The organism is Enterococcus mundtii, assembly GCF_002813755.1.
Taxonomy (GTDB): domain Bacteria; phylum Bacillota; class Bacilli; order Lactobacillales; family Enterococcaceae; genus Enterococcus_B; species Enterococcus_B mundtii.
The window spans coordinates 108,267-126,361 of record NZ_CP018062.1 but is presented as its reverse complement, the minus strand read 5'-3'; the positions used below and the strand labels follow the sequence as shown (position 1 = coordinate 126,361).

Sequence of the window (18,095 nt, the reverse complement as noted above, 5' to 3'; positions counted from 1 at the left end):
GACTCTTTTACGTCTCCTCCTATTGTCTCTCTTGTTCCAATTGAATTCTTCGTTGTTGTTCCTCATATGTCTTTAAAGCTTGGTATTTTTCTTCATGGGCGCTAATTGTACGATTCAATTGTCGCAAGCTCCGTTGTGTGACCACGCGTTGTTGATATTGCTTTCTTTTTTTTATCCATTCTTCATAACTATATTTATACTCATGAGTTGGTAGCTGCTTGAGTGGTTTAAATGATTGTTGATTGTAAATCATCTGTAGATCGTCTAATCCTTCAATCAACGGCTTTATAGTGCTATCTTGTTTCTTCAATTCAGGTTGATATTGTTTTCTTTTCTTTATCCATTCTTCATATCTGTTTTTATACTCATCGGTTGGTAACTGTTTAAGTGTTTTAAAAGATTGTTGATTATAAATCAAATGCAGCCCATCTAATCCTTCAATCAACGGTTTTATAGTACTATCTTGTTTCTTCAATTCAGTTAAAATGGCATTTCCTGTTCGCTTTTTCAAATCAAAAAGAGCATTTTTTTCTGCATCCTTTGATTCCCTTTTACTTTCTCCGTAAAGACTTTTTGCTTCTTCTTTTAATGCTTTTGAAATCTGCATATATTCCTGATATTCAGGTTCATTTGTTAAAACATATTTGGTTAACTCATCGAGTTTCTCCCTAACGTAAGGTGAAAGCTTGGTTCGATTTTCATCCCCGTAGTTCCACTCAGAACGTTTTTCAGGTAAGTTCTTGTAAACTTCTTTTAACAAATTCAAAGCGTGTTGATCGTAACGTACTGGGTTTTTTACTACTTTTGTTAAGGTGTTACGTAAATCACTTTTCCGAGTCAATAAATTACGTTTCTCCATACCAATCATTCGATCTTTTTCATAAGAAAAACGTTCTAACTCATGTACATAATTGGTTTTCATGGCATCTAATGTTGCTTGCCTTCTCTTCCCTTTCGGTACGATATAACTCATCCCATTTTCAATCTCAGTGTACGGCTTGCGCGTATTTTCTTTTTCAACAATTGCAAAATGAATATGGATATGTTTCGTGTTTCGATGAATTGTTGCCATCCAGTAGCCTGTGTCATTTAGTTTCTCTTTCTCAAATAATGTCTCCATCATTTTTCTTCCAGCCGCTTTCAAACCTTCTTCATCTAAGGTGTCTGTTTTGGGATCGTACAGTCCTATGTTTTCAAGATACGAATGATCATGAGAGACAACATCTTGATAAATGATCGACCCTTTTTGTTGCCCTCTTTGGAAAATCTGCTTGATCTCTTTCAAATCACTTCCTTTCACTTCATCCGAAGCCATAGAAAAAACTCCAGGAAGATTTCCTGAAGTTTTTTGATGTGGTTCTGTTTGATATTTTTTCATTGCTTGGTTCAAGCGTTGGTATTCTTTTTGTTCACTTTGCGTAAGATTATTTTTTTGTTCTAACGCATAGTGACGTGTCATATAAGAAAGATATTTAGTAAAATCTTGTTCCTCTAACTTGTCAAAATTAATCCCATTTTCCATCAAGGATTTAGCTTCATTCGACGTTTCACTGAATTCTTTGTCTGTCTTACTCTCAGAAAAAGTTTCCCCTTTAGGAATATAAAAATCCTCTAAAGCATTCTTGATCAAACGCAATTCTTGTTCTTCTTCAGGTGTTCGTCGGTCTATTTCTTCCAGTGCTTTTTCTCTTGTCATATAGTCAATATACGTAGAAAAGGATTTTTTATTGGGTAATGTAAATTGACAAGTGAGAATAACCGCAGGCGATCTACTACTCATAATACTCTCCCTCTATATTTATCTTTTTAAAATCTTTGTTGGATCAAATGGGTTTACTCTTTCATGATCAGACTCATTCATTGGCTTCTTAACCTTAGGAGAATATTTCTTCGTTTGATTCACTTTTATCTTTCCTTCCACTCGCTCTTTTGCTTCTTGATAAACCGTTGAGTTTGTACCAAATAGTATTCCTGTATCTTTCAAATGAAGTTCAGCAAACTCTGAAACGATTTCCGTTAATATGGAAATTTCTTTGCTCATTCCATTTAACTTTGCTTGATTAGAATTTAATTTTTTCCCCATTTCAGGATCATAATTCATACATAAAAACCGAACAGCTTCACTATAATTTTTTACATCCGCATGAGTTGCAATGATTTCATCTAGAATATCTATATGGGTTTCGTGAAAATAAATGTGTTTGTCTATGACTTTAGACATGCTATATCTCTCCTCTATTCTGTTCAATTAAAAGTTCGATAATTTGATTATTCTGTCGAATATATTCTTCTAAAATTTCCGTATTATGACTTTGAACTACAGAAAATTTATCTAATAACTGATCAAATTTTTCTTGTTTATATTCCATCAAAGGACGATCAAAATCATTTTCAATGAGTAGCTTTAAATAGTCATTGCGACTCCATTTATTTCCTGTTCGATTGCTTAGTTCTTTACACCTTTGATCAATTTCCGTTATATATTTTGGATCAATGTGTCTTAAAATTAAATCCATCATTCATTAGGATAGCAAAGAGGAGCCTATCCTTTTTGCTATCCTACTACCCTCCTTTTACTATCCTTAGCTATCCTTTTACTATCCTAAATTAGATAATTTTGATATCAGATTTTTTTCTTAGAAACGTGGTAGGCACAGCCTACCTAGCACCTTTTTTTAAAAGGTGATATCACGTTTCCTTATGCTCTTTAAAAATTAAGAAGAACTTGAAGTGAAATCATTTGTACGGAATGGCTTCAACGACCTTTTTGATTTCATCAAGTTCTTGTTTATCTGGCAATGAATCGTATTTTCCATAACATTGCACCACTTCATAATTTCCATATTTTCTTTTCTCTATCTCAACTGTATAACGATGCTTCTTTCGTTCATATTTCCAAATAGTAGAACCACCTCTTTGTATTTTTCCTAAATAGCTATACACACAATGATGCATAGTTAATCCTTCTAGTAAGAGTTCCTTATTTGTTTCAATCAAAGTAAAATAAGGATGACTTCGTAAATGTTTGATAAGTAACCTGTATTTACCGTTCTGTTTTAATTTAAATATTTTTATTCTTTTAGCTTGCTTCAAATTATATTCTTCAACAATTTGATTATGTTGTCTTGATAATCCTCGTTCTGTTTTAAAATTGAATTCGAGTTTCTTATTTAAAGAAAAACTCATGTCGATTAAATCAGACAAAATAATTGTTGCAAAACTTGGTAAAATACATTTTTGAACATAACTAATTAATAAGTCTTTTACGAATTCACGACTGTTCTTCCTTGAAAACATAAATATTTCTGAAGGAAAAAGATCATTGTCTTTTTGTTCCATCGCAGCTTCTATTTTTCTAAACTGTTTGCTGGTTACTCTTGGTCTTAACTTGATCAACGCATAAGTATAACGTAGAGGATATTTGTTTACTTTTTTAGTAAATCTTTTTGATGGGTACTTCTTACACAACAATTCATATTTATTTTTTGCTTTTATAATTTCAGCCCAAGTGAAAGGTAATGAATCTTTTTCTCCCATCATTTCTTCAATAAACGGATTGATTTTTTTAAATATTGATTCACAGGAACAATCCATGAATGTGAGAGAACTCTCGTAAGATAATACAATTTGTTTTTTCCTTCTTCGTTCTAAAATAGTAAAACCATTTGCTTCATCTTGCAAAAACAAATGTTGAGAATCATTATAATGGACATAAAATGGTTGTGTGCTTAAATAAATAGATCGACCGATACTTTCAAATTTTAGTTGAATAAATTTCAGACAATCATATTCTTCACCACCATAGATTTGAAATCCTTGATCATCTTCTATCAGTCGTTGCTTTCTTTGATAATTGACTCTTACTAAATATTCTAAATTCGTTGTTCCATCAAATTTTATTTCTGAAATAGTTTCTTTATTTTTACTGATATAATTTTTGAATCGTCGTAAATGGGAAATGATTATTGATTCTTTAGGATCAATAATTTTTCCATCAAGACAAATAAATGTCAGATAGTTTTCTTCTTTTTCTAATTGGAATAATCGCATCAATTCATCGTTATCTTCAAATGAGAACTGTTGAAAGTGATTACTGATATCTTCAAACAATTCGTTTAAATTGATCATATTCATTGAATCTCATCTTCTTCCATAGGAAGTTTTTTAGGCATTTCTAGAACCCCACTTTTCCAATGAAAATAGGATTTGTTTTGTTGGATATTACTTCCATCTAACCTTACATGCCCGATTCCATATCGTAAGCTTGCTTCCACTTCATAAAAATTGTAGACCTTCTTTTGTCGATCAATGAACTTCCTTTTTTGCTCTCCTTGAATAGAGTCTTTGATTTCCTTATTCGTAACTTCTTGAATACTCGTGTGAACGGTATTCGTATGAAGCAACCCGTCATACTTTCCATAGTCAACATAGTACTCATAACCAAATAGTGTTGGTATCAAATCAATATCTATTTCTTTTTCAATTGAACGTTTAATGAATTTTGTAGAGACATACCCTATTAATGCAAGAACACATCCAGACACAAATAAATACATATATTCATTAATAAATTGAATGAACGTTGTCAGAAAGTCCTTCAATCCCTCGATCGTTCTTCCTGATTGTTCGATCCTTTCTGTTAGGGTAGTTAGAATAACGTTCATAAACAGTACATCGACCACAATTTCAAAAAGTCTTGTTATTGTTAGTGTTTCCCTGATTAAGTGGATAAAGAATTGACTACAAATAAACGCGAGATTGACAATGATCAACGTTATTAACACTGTAAAAATATCTGAAGCCGCAATTCTACTGGGATCATTTAATAAGTAATAAGCCGTTCCCAAAATTCCTATAGAATAAATGCTTTGAGTGAAAATAAGACGAGCTACGTATCTACAAATTTTTCCAAATGGCCATAATTGTAATATCCAAAATTCTTTTCGCTTGATATTCTCTTTCAATGGAAACCAAGTATGTTCCATCCAGTCATTGGATTGTATTTCGATTTCTTCTTTAAATTCTTTCTTATTTTCTTGCCAACTTGACGGTGTAAATTTACGAATCTCTAAACATAAAGCAATCAACACAATAAACGACGCGAAACTCATGAACCACTTAGTCGATAAATCTTCAGTAATAAACCAAAGGGATATTGTTCCGCCGATCACAGCCATACTAAAGAAAAAAAGCACGATTCCTGTAGAAATATAGCTAATCCATAAAAAATTTTGATATATTTTTTTCACTTGAATCTTCTCCTTTTACAGTGTCTCTTTGGTGACATGTGTGATTTTTTCTTGTAATTTCTTAATTGTTTCTTGTTCTTCTTTGATTTGTGTTTTACTGGTTTCATTCTCTTCTTGGTAATTGCTGATTTTTTGTTCAGTTGCTTCTTGATCTTCATCCACCTGATAAGTCAGTTGTTCTGACAATTCGGCAATCAGATTTTCATTCAACTCAATCGATGCCTGTAGAGCGTCGATGTTTTCTTGCGCTTTTTTCACTTCTTGTTGATAGTCTTTTACTTTGTAATCTACAGCATGTTGAGCATAATCATGATCCGTTAACTCTTTAGTTACTTTGTCTTGGTGTACGTAATAAACTAAATCTTTCGGTACTTGCATATCGACTTGAGAATCGATTTTGTTTGCTTTGATCGTGATCCGAATCGCTGCATACTCTTCAGGCATGTGTGTCATTTGCACCACAAGATAGTCTTTGGAAACAGGAATCAATTTTGTTTGAATTTCTTGATAATCTCCTTTGGCGGTTTTGACTTCGACCTGATACGTCAAGTTTGTTAACTCTTTTAATAAATTTTGGTCTTCATTTTCAATCGCAAATTCACAAACTAATTCTTGATTTTTTCCTTTTTCTTTCTCAACTAACTTCATTTCTTTCCCGCTTAAAAAGGGATTGGTACTAACTTCATCAGGTATATTGATACTTTTATGCGTATAAATTGGACTGCCTAAAATCAAAAAGCTGAGAATCCCTAGAATCCCCAGCCATTTGATATACTTCCTTCTTTTTTTGAATCTTGGTCTTGTTTCCTTTCTCTTCTTCATAACTTCCTCCTACCGTGTAAAGTAACTAAAATCAGTGACTTGCCATTGCCCATCGACTTGGCTTTCAGAAACTGTCAAACCACCTTTGATGGTTTGCGGTTTAACATCTTTAAACTGCGGATTATTAATCGTGTAATCGACAAATACCACAAACGTTCGTTTTCCTTCTTCTGTTTTAGTTTGAGCATAACTAGTGACGTCTCCTAATGTAAAAGAGTAATTGCCATAATCATCCTGTTGGTGATCTGTGTCTGACGGAATAAGCTTGTTGATGACTTCTTGAGTCGCGATACCTGTCAAGCTTTCCGTCATTTCTTGCGAACTCTTCGATTTATCAATCGCTGCTTTCGCAAAATCTTCAGCCAACTGTTGTTGTTCGGCTGTTAGTTCTTCTTCTGCTTTTAGTCCATTTTGGTTCTTCAGCTGGGCGATTTCTTTGTCTTTTTCTTGAATGTTTTCTTTTAACTTGTTCGTCTCTTCTGCGGCCTTAGAGGAATTTTTTTTGGCCTCTTCAGAGGCGTTCTGAGCGATTTCAGATGCTTTCTGGTCAAATATCGTTTGTTCTTGTTTCAACTGCCAGAACAGCGCGATATTGCCTAATAGGCTCACAATAAGTGCGACTACTAGCACTCTTTTCCAGTATGGATTTGCTTGATTATTTCGATTGATATTCATTATTTCATTTCTCCTCCGCTGCTGTTTAAAAGTGGTAATGGATCAATCCACGTGCCGTCATTGGTATAACCATGTCCTTGTGCTTCTAACCAATCCATTCGTGTAAATCCTAAATGCAAGTGTTCCGTATCTCTAATCGCGATGACTTGACCTACTTTTACCTGATCTCCAACTTTTACTCGTGCATTGCTGCCATTATTAGTAAATTCTTGATACACCATATTTAAGCCATCGTAATTAATCACGATTACACATGCCCCTAATTGTGATATTCCTGGATTACCTACATAGGTGACTGTTCCACTGTGAACTGCATGGATCTCACTCCCTGGGTGATCGACTGATCCAAAATCTAGCCCATCGTGGAAACCGTTTGGACGGAATTCGCCTCCTGGGTTCGTTCCAAATAATTGCCCCCCACTAAATGAACTTTGATCCAAGCTAGTGCCAGGAAATGGATTCGTCCACTCGCCGGTGATTGTTCCGTTACTTGAATTTCCTTCTCCCCAATGTTTGATCGCAAATTCGTCATATTCGGTTAAATGATTCGATTCAATAATCGACATACAGCCTTGATAATAAGCACTATCTTCAGTGATTCCAGCTGCTGCATAGCCACCACGACCCAAGATTAGTAAATCCGCTCCTGGGCTTTTATTACCGACACACGCATTAAAATTAGATTGCGTTGCCACCATGAATCCATAATAAGAGAAGGCTGCTTGAGAAGTAGGAAACTTCATATACCAACCTCCTTCAATTCCACCAACGCCACGAGCCGTTCCTTTTGGAAACAAACAACCATCAAACCAGGTGATCCCAAAATAGTTCAAATCATTCTTAGCAGATAAAGACGTTCCAAAAGCAGACTCATAGCCGTACTGCGAAAGAATGACACTGGGTAATAATTTGTATTTTACTGCTGCACCAACTGCGTATTGCGCTATTTCGTCTGAAAAAGGGCCACGTCCTTTGATTTCGTCATACATTGGGAGTCCTTCAGAATATTCACCCGTAAATGTAACGTCACCAACCGTGCCTCCGGACTGATCAGGAACTCCTGCTGCAAAAGCTATAAATAGTACAAGTGCTAGAACAAGCCCTAATAAAAACAAGCCTCCAGACGTCCCAAAAAGCCACAAAAATAAGCGCCGCTTCATACGACGCTTGATTTGTTGCTTGATCACATTTTCCACTTGCTTATCCATTATTTCCCTCCATCAAATAATTTCAATTGACGTTGGTTCGGTGTAAAGTGAACACGGATCGATTCTTTTGAACCAAAGGCAATGACCGCGTCACCTTGATTTTGTTGCGGAATAGATTCCAACTCAGAATTCGTCATCGAATTACCTACCAAACGTTCAATATGCCGTAGAATCGATTCGTCCATTCGCATAAAGATTTTAGTGGAAGAAAATTCAAAGACTTTTTTCAATTCCGAGAATTTATCTGAAGTCATGTTCTCTGGTACCATTTCCTGTGGCGATTGCGTAGCTAAAACCGTCATTGCTTCGACTTTACGCATTTCTCGTTGGAAATTGGTTACATAATTGACGGTTTCAATAAAATTCGGATTAATGACATTGTGACATTCGTCAATCACCGCTAAGAACCGTTGGAAATCTTCTTCTTTCAGCTTTCCTTCTTTAATTAATCGACGTTGCTTACGCCCTTGAAGTAATGCCTGATTCCAAATCAACGTCATTGCCAAATACATCTGGCATTGTTGGACACCACGATCTAAGCCGTCAATGGAGTCAATATCGAAGAACACAAATTGTTTCGTGTTCAAATGTTCAATCGTACTATGTCCATCAAAAATCATTCCATATGTCTTACATAAATCTTCGACGATCGATTCAATCGCTTCTTTTCGATTCTTTTTCTCCTGAGACGCATATGGTAAGTCGAGTTGTTTGAGATAAGAAAGAAAATCGCTGAAAGTCGGATAAGCTTCTGGCTCAAGCCCAGTTACTTTTTTTTGCGATTGCTCATTGCGTACTTTTGACGTCCCAAAACCTTTTGGTACAGTTCCATAGGCTTCATAGAATTCACTTAAATAAGTACGGAACTCTGATTTCATCGTCCCTTTCATATGCGGACTAACCAATTCAACTTGATACACCACTTTATCTAAATGCGCGCGATAAGACGCTTCTTCATTGATAATCAGTTCATTACTTTTTTCACTGTTTCGCTTCTTCTCGGCTGCTTCATCATACGTACGTGTCGCAAAGATCTCTAGTGGATTGATCATGCCGTCTGAGCCATCTAAACGAACGATTGTACCGTCGTATTCGTTTAGTAATGGAATAAAGTCCTTACCTTTTTCAAAGCCCCAAATCGAATCTCCTTTCGCTAGATGAGTTTCTGTGATCATTTTTAGCACTGTTGACTTCCCAGCCCCCATCATTCCTAAAAGCAAAGTGTTTGTCGATAAACGAACACTGTTCTTGTACGTCGCATTCCACACAAATGCTCCACCAGTCATTGTCTCCCCATAATGTGTTCCTCCTGGATCTTTCAGGGTTTGATGGTGAAATGGAAATCCGCCACCAATATTATTTGATGGCAATGATTGACCACGAATATTTCCAAACCATTCTTCCTGTTCATTAAAGAGTGTAAACAAAGCTTGCCAGTCACGTTTTGTCTTATGTAGATACGTAACTGCGTGATAGTCCATTCCTTTTAAATTCTCAATCAATTCCTGGGCGCGTTCATCGACTTCTTCTAAGGTATTACCATAAACGTGGATACGTACCTTGATTTGTTTTGAGATTTCTCCGTTCGAAGTTAACGATTGAGCGTATTCGGCTAATTCCATGTATTCTTGCGCACTTTTATTTCGATCGGTAGCCTTTCGTTCGTTTTCAGTACGATCGTCTAATTCATCTAAGGCACGGTTGATATTATTAATGATTTTTTGTTTCTCATCCGTTTTAATATCCAATGTGGCAATAGTATGCGGATTATTCATTAAGTTCGCTAACCAAAACAATGTGGGATCTTTCGTATAGCTGTAAACCGTGACACAACGGGAATAGCCATTCCCATAGGTCACATATTCTTCATCAAACTGGAGACCACCTTGCGGTAGTACTTGTTTTAAAAAATCCAGATCATAACCATTTTCCTTTAAGATTTCAATCTCTCGATTACCAAGTTGTTTCAATGGATCAATCACCTTTTGACTTTCTTGAGGTGAAAAAAACGTTTTTATCGCTTCTAGCATGAATAGTCTCCTCCGTTTTTCTTATTCGTCGTTCATATTATTCATTCGGTATAAAATTTTGATCAGTTCTTTTTTAGGCAAAGGTTTTAATCCTAATACACCACTAGCACGTAGTAGCTGTCGGTTTTGATTACTTAACTCCTTGATATCCTTTGCTTCGATTACAAAAAAGAAACTCAAATCTGGCCGTTCTAATTCTGCCCGTTTGAGTTCCTCGATTTCTTCTACTATTTTCTTTTCGTACTTCCTTAACTGTCTTAATTGTTTATTTTGCATTTGTTCTAAACGATTTTTGTTAAGCAACTGACGTTTTTGTGTAATTTGTTCACTTAAATCTGTTTCTGTCGTTAAACTGATCAACTTGATATTTTTAACGAATGTTCGCATGACGATTGTCAACTGATCCATACGTTCAACTTTTTCTTGCTCATTTAATCCTTCAACGTCGGTAGATATAACGCGATAAAAACGTTGATAACGGTTTTCTTTTGTCAATAAGATTCCTTGATCACTACATGATTTATAAGGAAATAAATCCAAAATCGATCGATCTTCAGGTTTTCCCATTCGGAATAGTGATTTTGTAGTCTGTGTGCTTTTTCCTTTTACTCGCATAATCCTTTTCCTTTCTTGGTTCTTTTATGATATATAAGAATATCATTAGGGCTAATAATACAAAATTTGTTGTTTTTTATACTCATAATTTTTAACTCCGGCCATGATAATTCCGGTTTGGATCAATCGAATGATAGTGGTTTTTATCAACAAAAAATAATGATTCAACGATCATAAAAAATTGACGTTGCCCTGGATTGTTATAGGGACGTCTAACCATTATTCCGCCAATGAGCAACCATAAAATATAATCAAGAATTGCAAACACCATTGATAAGTGGAATAAATTATTTAATCCTTTAGCTAATAGAAAGAAACCTATTAGGGTTAAAGCATCTAAAATAAAAACCGCGTAAAATTTCCACTCACCGTTGAAACGTGGCGGATTTTTCATTCGTAAGTACTTATTCATTACATTTGCCCCTTTCAAAAAGAGAAGATCTAATAATTAGACCTTCTCTTTTTCATTTTTTGCATTATTTAAAATTTGGTTTTTCAGTGCTGCCTCTTTTTCTTGTGTTTCCTTGCTAACAGTGAACTTATGTGACGTTGTGAAATTAATATTCGCTGGGCGATATCCACTGTGCGTTTTCGCCATTGGTTTTGACGCACGCTCTTTGGTTACAATCGATGTTTGATTTGAGCCACTATTTCCATCTTTTAATCCATAAGAAACCGTGGTCATGTTTCCATTTTCTGGTAGGCGACTGCGTGTTTGTTTCACTGAGTCAGCTGTTTTAGTGAAAGTATTATCCGTTTCACTAAAACTATCTAATTGACTATTTAATGCTGGAGTATTACCTGGAAGATTAATTTTTGTAGATTTCATTGATCCTACTTCAATTCCCTTATTTGGTAACTCGATTTTAGTGTCTGAGTGATCTTCATTTCGTTTTGGTAATTCAGCCATTGGAATTTTTTCTGATTTCGCTCCTTCTGGTATCGCTGCATTTGTCTTAAATTTATGTTGTGATAACACTGGTTGATTTTCTTCTTGTTCTTTTTCTACAGATGTTTTTGCACTTTCGTTGGCTTTAACAGCTGCTGAAACTTGTCCCTGTGCAAATGAATCGCCAACTTCATTTTTCAATTGATCAACTTTTTCCTTCTGTTTTTCTAATGCTTCAGAAGGATTTTTAATCGCATTCGCGACGTCTTTTGCACGTGTGTCTTCTAACTTGTCATTGACCGTTTCTTTTGCTTTTTCTTTTACGTCTTTTGCTGCTCCTTTTAGTCCACGTTCATGCAAGTAGCCAGCACCTTGTACGGCTTTTGATAACCCCTCTTTTCCTTTTCCAAGTACTTCTGATACCTTCTTAGTGCTTCTAGGTAAGCTAGTAGAGGCATTTCCGTTATCATTATCACTATCCGTACTTTCGTCATTTTTATTATGCTTAAATCCATTTTTACGGATCTCATTCAATTTACTTAGACTATTTTTACCTGCATTTACAACACTCTTCGCTCCTCCAGCGGCATTCTTCGCTGTTTGAGTCAAAGCAAAAGCACTCATGAGTGAATTTGCGCCATTCTTCAGACTCGTGTCGACACCAAAAATCTTTGTCACTGCCTGTGAGCCTTTGAATAAAGCTACTGTAAGAACAATTAAAGAAACGAGGTATAAGAAGCCATTCAGCTTTCCAGCTGTGTGTAAATCACCGATTCCTGAAAGGACTGTTACATAAATTTGTAGTTCTAAAATAGTAAAAGCTAACAATAAGAATGACTGAGATACGTCATTGATTGCCGTCTTCATTCTTTGCCCTGTTTCTAAATCTGTACTAGCTGCAATTACTAAATAAAATTTCTTGAATACTAGTTCAATGATACAAATCACAATAGTAAACAAAATGAATAAATAAGCCACCGCTAGAGAAATTTCCCCAACTAAGATCGTCCATGACTCACTGTAATATTGACGATAACCTGAAGTATAGACGTACTGTGCAAGTCCTGTATCATCGATTTTTACTGGTATTTTTTTCCCTGTATCATCTAATTCTAATTTGTACTGTAAAGCGTTAATTCGATCAATTTGAGTTTGGTTTAGTTCATTTTTTTTACTTTTTCCTATAATATCGTCAACTTCGTCAGGGGTTATAACCCCATTGATATCGGCGTATTTAAAATTTTCAGCTGTCAATGGATTACGTTGATCCGTTGGCAAACTTGTGACCTTATCTGGATCAGTATCTAGCACCGTGCTTATGTCATAAACATTGTTTTGAATCAATTGAAAGGCCGGTGAGTTACTTTTTTGCGATTGATTCGCTGAACTAATGTCCCCGTAAAAGCTCTGACTGAGATTTAACCCTTGATCGATCAACGAACTTCCACCAACAATAATCAACATGGCTAGCAATAGATTAATAAAAACATTTTTTATTTGTGGTGGATTCTTGCTTACTGAAAATTTGATCCCAATGTAAATCAATGTTACGACCATTAACAATGCCGCAAGTTTACTTATTAGATCTTGATAAAGTGTAGAAACCCCTGCTGCGTTCAACACATCTTTCAATGAAAAACTTTGATAAATCGTATCTTCTAAGGTCTTATTCAAACTGTAGAATAATTTGATCAACCCCCATAAAATCGTGTTACCGATCCAACTGAAGACGTCTTGATATTGGAGATACTGGCTATAATCTTGTAGGACTTTTGTAACCGCGTCACTGTCTACTCCGTCACCAAACAGTCCACTGAACCAATCTCCAATATCTGATAAGATTCCTCCAATCATTCACTCACCGCCTTTTCTGCTTCGATTATCAGTCGTTTACCGATCATTTCGGATAGTTCTTCATTTTTGATCAGCTTTTTAACATATTCTTGAAGACGATCAATTTCTTGATCTTCATACAATTGAAGCAATATTTTTTTTGCTGTTTTGTTTTCGATTGATTGGACAATTTTTAGGTACATATTTTCTTCTATTTCTTCAAATTGTTCATGTAACCCATGATACAGACGACGTGCATACTCATCTGGTAAAAAATAGTCATAGTCAATTTGAAGAGCTTTTAAATCCAAATCAGCATGGGTACAATGAATATTAATATCATTGATATCCCATGAAGGATTAAAATCTTCGATATATTGATAAGCATACGGACTATTGGTTTTTTCAGAATTAAAAATGGGATATGGTCTTATCTTGTTTCCATTAAGATCCCTTCTCTTTAATGGAGCAAGAACGATAGTCTCTCCTTCTAAAAGGGTTGATATCCGTTCTGGTGTCAAAATACGGTCAGAATCAACATTGCGATTAATATGCTTATTCATACCAAACATGTTGATCGTACTATTCTCTTGCTCAACGGTTTTATTTCCCACTTTCCTAGAGAATTCTTCAATCGTATCGTCATCTGTTGACATGATATAAATGTGCGTTTGACAATTTGCTTTTATAATCGCAGCATTTTGCTCCCCATATTTTGCGGTTAACTGTTGATAAGATTGGATAAATAGATCCCACAACATATTTCGGCCAGCAGTCACCGTCATGATTCCTTCCATATTATCCATTGGTGGCATATTTCCAAATTCATCTAAAATAAAATGGATTCTTCGATGACATTCGTCTCCTTTAGTTTTGACACATTGTGTTGATAATTCCTTATAAAGCTGACTAAGAAAGATACTGACAATGATATGGTTTGAGGGATCATAATCAGGCGTAAGCATAAAAATTGCCATTGGTTTATCGGTATAGTGCATCCGTATCGATTCCACCATTAAATTACTTCTTTCTTCCTCTAAAGTAAGCACCGCTTCTTTTTCTAACTCTGGCAAATGTGTTTCACCGCGTTTTTTTCGATACACGATTTCTCCATTTTCATCTTTCATTATCTTTTGAGAGAATTGATACCAAGCAACATAATTTTTGTTTTCATGAGTATACTTCAAACAAATCTTATCACCTTGCTCTAATTGACAATTAAAATTGATTTCACAAAATCCTCGGTATCCTACTTTTACATGTTCTTCATGGATTTTCTTCTCTTTATGATAAAAATCAACAATAATTCGTTGATTTAAGAGTGACTCATGTAGTTTCAAGTCTAAATACTTTGGAAAACCTACTGATTTATATTCAATAGTTGATTGTGAAGTCATTTTTGCAATTTTTGACAAAGTAAATGGATTTAATCCAGTAATAGCTGTTGAAAGAATATTACCTTTCGCCTTATCTGACCCAATTTTTGTTGCCCCATATTGCTTTTTGGCCATATTTCCTGGTGGCAATTGATTCATAAATTCATCTAAGGCATTAAGTTGCTTAAATTCATTCTCTGGATCTTGATAGTTGAACCCTCCAATTTCTGATAACAATTCTACAAGGTTATTGGGAGTTAATTTTGAATAATCACCTGTTTGATCCGCTTGTTCTAACAACGCAAAAATAAGCGCATTGACAGCCTTCTGCGCATTTTCATTAAAGTATTTGTTATCTGAAGCATTTGCGTCATAGTAAATCGTATTGGTAAAAGTATTGGTCAACTGTGTTGCAGTATCAACGTCTCCTCGTTGCCAATATTTAACAATTAACGCAAGCGGATTGTCACTCATTGATTGAAGAGGTTCTGTGATATTAAAGGCATAAACATCATAGCCCCGCGCCTCTAGTTCATCTTTACTAGCCACATACAACTCCGTTTTAGGATCATTTACAATGATAGAGCTTTGAATTTTTGCACGTGATAAGTTATCTATTGTTGCTAATACTTCTACTTGGCCTTTACCAGAACGTGAAGTACCAACAATACATGTATTGACCTGATCTGTCTGGATATACCACCGATTTTTATAATGCGTAATCGGAATCCCACCATATCCAGGAAAGATCTCTTTGGTTTCTGGTATCTCAGGAAAAATTTGTTGAATCTCTTTCAACGTTTTTAACCGGTTATCTCCCTTTTGACCGTCTGCTAAAGGACGAAACCACATATCCATTTTAAAACCCATGATAACGGCTGGTGCTAGACAAACCGATGAGACTAATAAACGCGTGCCTAAACTATTTTGTGCAACAATCGGATTCCAAAAACCTGAAGCATCGAATTCAATTAATTTGGGGAAACTCTCAAGGTCTAACCAATTGATTCCTTGTAAGCTACCAGGGATTAAATGAAAACGACTAAAGACTTCTGTAAATCTTGTGGCAAAATAATCAAGTGGCAAATAAACCAATCCTGTATACATCAGTTTTTGTTTGACTCGTTTGTCGTGCTTCTCTGGTAATCGTTCACCTGCTGGAGTATAACGATAGTAATGAGAAAGATATTTGGTTTTCTCAAGGTTAAAAAACTTGTCTTTTCGTTTCGTTGTTTCCCTGACGCGCATTATTTCACCTCATTTTGTTCTGTCTTTTTCTCTTCTGTCTTTTTCTCACTAGATTGAGTGCTTTGACTTGTTTTTTCTTCTGAATCTTTCTTAGTTTTGTTTTCTTTCTCTCCAGTTTCTGACACTTCTGCACTTTCCGGTGTCTTTTGACTCACTAGTTCTTGTAATTTCTTCTCATAAATCGCTTGTGCTTGTGCCTGGGCTTCTTGAATCGATTCAGTTGTCGCAACAGAATCTGCTTGCGCAGCTTGATGGAAGTGATTAAAAGTAGCGACTGATCCCCCACCGATCAATAAGCTAATACTTGCAATACAACCCGCCATCCAACCATTTACTGTTTTAGGGATCACAGGTTCTTTTGTCGATTCACTTGAGGGATTCGGCGGTTGCTTACTAGGCTGCATAAATTGATTAAGTTGTGCTTGTCTTAATTGTTCTAATACTAATTCGTGTTGTTCTTTCCGTTCTTGCCGTGCTGCTCTCTTTTCTTCTTTAACTTGTTCCAGTTCTTTCTCTTTCATTGCCAATTCTGCTTCTTTTAGCGCGACTTCTTTTTGTCGTGTTTGAAGCTCTTCTTGCTGTTGCTTTTCCTTCTGCACTGCCCTTAGACGAGCTTCTTCCATTTTTTGTTCTTTTTCGTGAGTCATTTTCCACTCAGGAGTTTTTTTAGTTAGTTCTTCTTGTATTTTTTGGTACTTTTCAAAAACAACCTGTAGTGTTCCTTGATACGTACGATTTAGTTCTTCACTAAGTGTTTGGCTGATTTTCGCTTTATCATTGGCAAGTGAATCATAATATGATTGTTTTAGTGCCATCATACGTTCCTGAAGTAATGCGTTCTTTTCTTTTAGGAAAGAATCCTGATTGTCGGATATAAATTGATTGATTCGTTCCACAATCAACGCATAGGTCTGTTCACGCTTTTTCTCGTACTTTTCCTTGATTTTACGGGTTTCTTCTTCAATAACACGTTGCTCTTCTTCTATTAGTGCAGCCTTTTTTTCTTCCCATGATTGATTCTGTTGGAGAGTATAATCATTGACTTCCTGGTTCATTTCTTCTTGTTTCTCTTCAAAAGTAGCCAGTAATTCTTCCTGTGCTAATTCATTCCAATTGATTGACTTCACACTTTCTAACTGTTCTTGTAACATACCTCGACTTTGTGCGATCAACTCTTGTTGTGTTTCAACAAATACTTTATAGGCCTGTCCTAATTCGAGCTTTAGATAGAGGTCATTTAAAAAGATTTTTTGTTTTTCTTTCATCCATTCCTCTTCTACTGGAAACTGCGCTTGAATATACTCTAGAAAAGTTTGTTGCTTGATTTCTTCTTGCTGCTTTTGTGCTTCTTCTAAAAAGAATGGTTCAATGAATTGTTGGATTTTTTCTTCTGTCCAATCTAACGGATCGGATTGAGACAAGGTTGTGATTGTATCCATGCTTTCCTCTTCTTGAGAAATTATCTCTTCTGTTTCCTCAAACGGATCTTTAAAATCACTCCCTCTTTCTTCCTGTTCAACATTTATATCTTCGAATTCATCGAATGAGGAATCGTCTTTAGCTTTGATCTCTTTGATTTCACTTTTTTCTTCAGAAGTTTCTTCGTCTTCAGTTAGAAAAATAGGTCTTTCCCACGGAGCAGGTTCTGTGGAGGTTGTTGCTTCGGTGTGGATATTTGAAGAATCCACCTGTGCTTCAGACTCCAAGGTTTTTTCCAATACCGCCATGATTTTCTCGTTCCTAAAAGATTCTTCAACACTCATATTTTCATCAGTATCCTTAAATAGATCTTCGCGGATTAAATCAACCAAAGTCGGATAAAACCCTTCGCTAATACGGAAAACAAGCGGTTCAAAGACATATGACGTTCCAGCTTTTTCAATACTGCCTTCTTCATCATGCAGTGTGATCACCAACTCAATTTCGGTTTGTTTTGCTTCTTCCAACACACGTCCTAACGTATGTAATTGCTTTTCGAGTTCAGCTGCTTTATATTTGTTCTTTTTACCAAACCCTAAAGAGCGGCCTTCTTCCTTGATTGCTTGTTTTAAAAACTTTTTCCCCTCTTTGGTTACTGCACTAATTGTAAAAATCATACCTAGTCTCCTTTCAAAAAAAGCCAAAAGTAACTAGCTACTTTTGGCTTTTAC

The 18,095-nt window shown here is 35.5% G+C and carries 13 protein-coding genes and 2 pseudogenes; all 15 read right to left on the bottom strand.

Going from position 1 to position 18,095, the window contains the following annotated elements; genetic code table 11:
* Positions 1 to 19: 19 nt before the first annotated feature.
* Positions 20 to 208: pseudogene (locus tag EM4838_RS17220) on the bottom strand (hypothetical protein); the annotation flags it as partial.
* An 84-nt stretch (positions 209 to 292) separates the two neighbouring features.
* Positions 293 to 1,780: pseudogene (gene mobP2, locus EM4838_RS16285) on the bottom strand (MobP2 family relaxase); the annotation flags it as partial.
* Positions 1,781 to 1,798: 18 nt separating this feature from the next.
* Positions 1,799 to 2,221, bottom strand: coding sequence for a hypothetical protein (locus tag EM4838_RS16280; protein ID WP_071867376.1), 423 nt, complete (start codon positions 2,219 to 2,221; stop codon positions 1,799 to 1,801).
* Between the two features lies 1 nt (position 2,222).
* The gene (locus EM4838_RS16275; protein WP_071867410.1) at positions 2,223 to 2,516 is read right to left on the bottom strand and encodes a hypothetical protein; all 294 of its coding nucleotides are present in this window, start codon (positions 2,514 to 2,516) and stop codon (positions 2,223 to 2,225) included.
* Between the two features lie 220 nt (positions 2,517 to 2,736).
* Positions 2,737 to 4,134: a PcfJ domain-containing protein gene (locus EM4838_RS16270; protein ID WP_071867375.1), complete on the bottom strand. Its 1,398-nt coding sequence runs from the start codon at positions 4,132 to 4,134 to the stop codon at positions 2,737 to 2,739.
* Positions 4,131 to 5,249, bottom strand: coding sequence for a hypothetical protein (locus EM4838_RS16265; RefSeq protein WP_071867374.1), 1,119 nt, complete (start codon positions 5,247 to 5,249; stop codon positions 4,131 to 4,133). Before EM4838_RS16265 ends, EM4838_RS16270 begins: the two co-directional genes overlap by 4 nt.
* Before the next feature lie 15 nt (positions 5,250 to 5,264).
* The gene (locus tag EM4838_RS16260; protein ID WP_071867373.1) at positions 5,265 to 6,071 is read right to left on the bottom strand and encodes a coiled-coil domain-containing protein; all 807 of its coding nucleotides are present in this window, start codon (positions 6,069 to 6,071) and stop codon (positions 5,265 to 5,267) included.
* Positions 6,072 to 6,080: 9 nt separating this feature from the next.
* A complete protein-coding gene (locus EM4838_RS16255) occupies positions 6,081 to 6,746 on the bottom strand; it encodes a hypothetical protein (RefSeq protein WP_071867372.1) in 666 nt (221 codons plus the stop codon).
* Positions 6,746 to 7,954 carry a glucosaminidase domain-containing protein gene (locus EM4838_RS16250; protein ID WP_071867371.1) on the bottom strand — a complete coding sequence of 403 codons (1,209 nt, stop codon included), beginning with the start codon at positions 7,952 to 7,954 and terminating at the stop codon, positions 6,746 to 6,748. The genes EM4838_RS16255 and EM4838_RS16250 overlap by 1 nt, the downstream gene beginning before the upstream one ends.
* The gene (locus tag EM4838_RS16245) at positions 7,954 to 9,984 is read right to left on the bottom strand and encodes a VirB4 family type IV secretion system protein (protein ID WP_071867370.1); all 2,031 of its coding nucleotides are present in this window, start codon (positions 9,982 to 9,984) and stop codon (positions 7,954 to 7,956) included. Before EM4838_RS16245 ends, EM4838_RS16250 begins: the two co-directional genes overlap by 1 nt.
* 21 nt (positions 9,985 to 10,005) lie before the next feature.
* Positions 10,006 to 10,599, bottom strand: a complete 594-nt coding sequence (locus EM4838_RS16240) for a hypothetical protein (protein WP_071867369.1) — start codon at positions 10,597 to 10,599, stop codon at positions 10,006 to 10,008.
* A gap of 91 nt (positions 10,600 to 10,690) precedes the next feature.
* Entirely contained in the window at positions 10,691 to 11,011 is a 321-nt protein-coding gene (locus EM4838_RS16235) for a DUF5592 family protein (protein WP_071867368.1), read from the bottom strand.
* A gap of 36 nt (positions 11,012 to 11,047) precedes the next feature.
* Entirely contained in the window at positions 11,048 to 13,342 is a 2,295-nt protein-coding gene (locus EM4838_RS16230; RefSeq protein WP_071867367.1) for a pLS20_p028 family conjugation system transmembrane protein, read from the bottom strand.
* Positions 13,339 to 15,945, bottom strand: coding sequence for a VirD4-like conjugal transfer protein, CD1115 family (locus EM4838_RS16225; RefSeq protein ID WP_071867366.1), 2,607 nt, complete (start codon positions 15,943 to 15,945; stop codon positions 13,339 to 13,341). The genes EM4838_RS16230 and EM4838_RS16225 overlap by 4 nt, the downstream gene beginning before the upstream one ends.
* Positions 15,945 to 18,041, bottom strand: a complete 2,097-nt coding sequence (locus tag EM4838_RS16220; RefSeq protein WP_071867365.1) for a hypothetical protein — start codon at positions 18,039 to 18,041, stop codon at positions 15,945 to 15,947. Before EM4838_RS16220 ends, EM4838_RS16225 begins: the two co-directional genes overlap by 1 nt.
* Positions 18,042 to 18,095 lie beyond the last annotated feature (54 nt).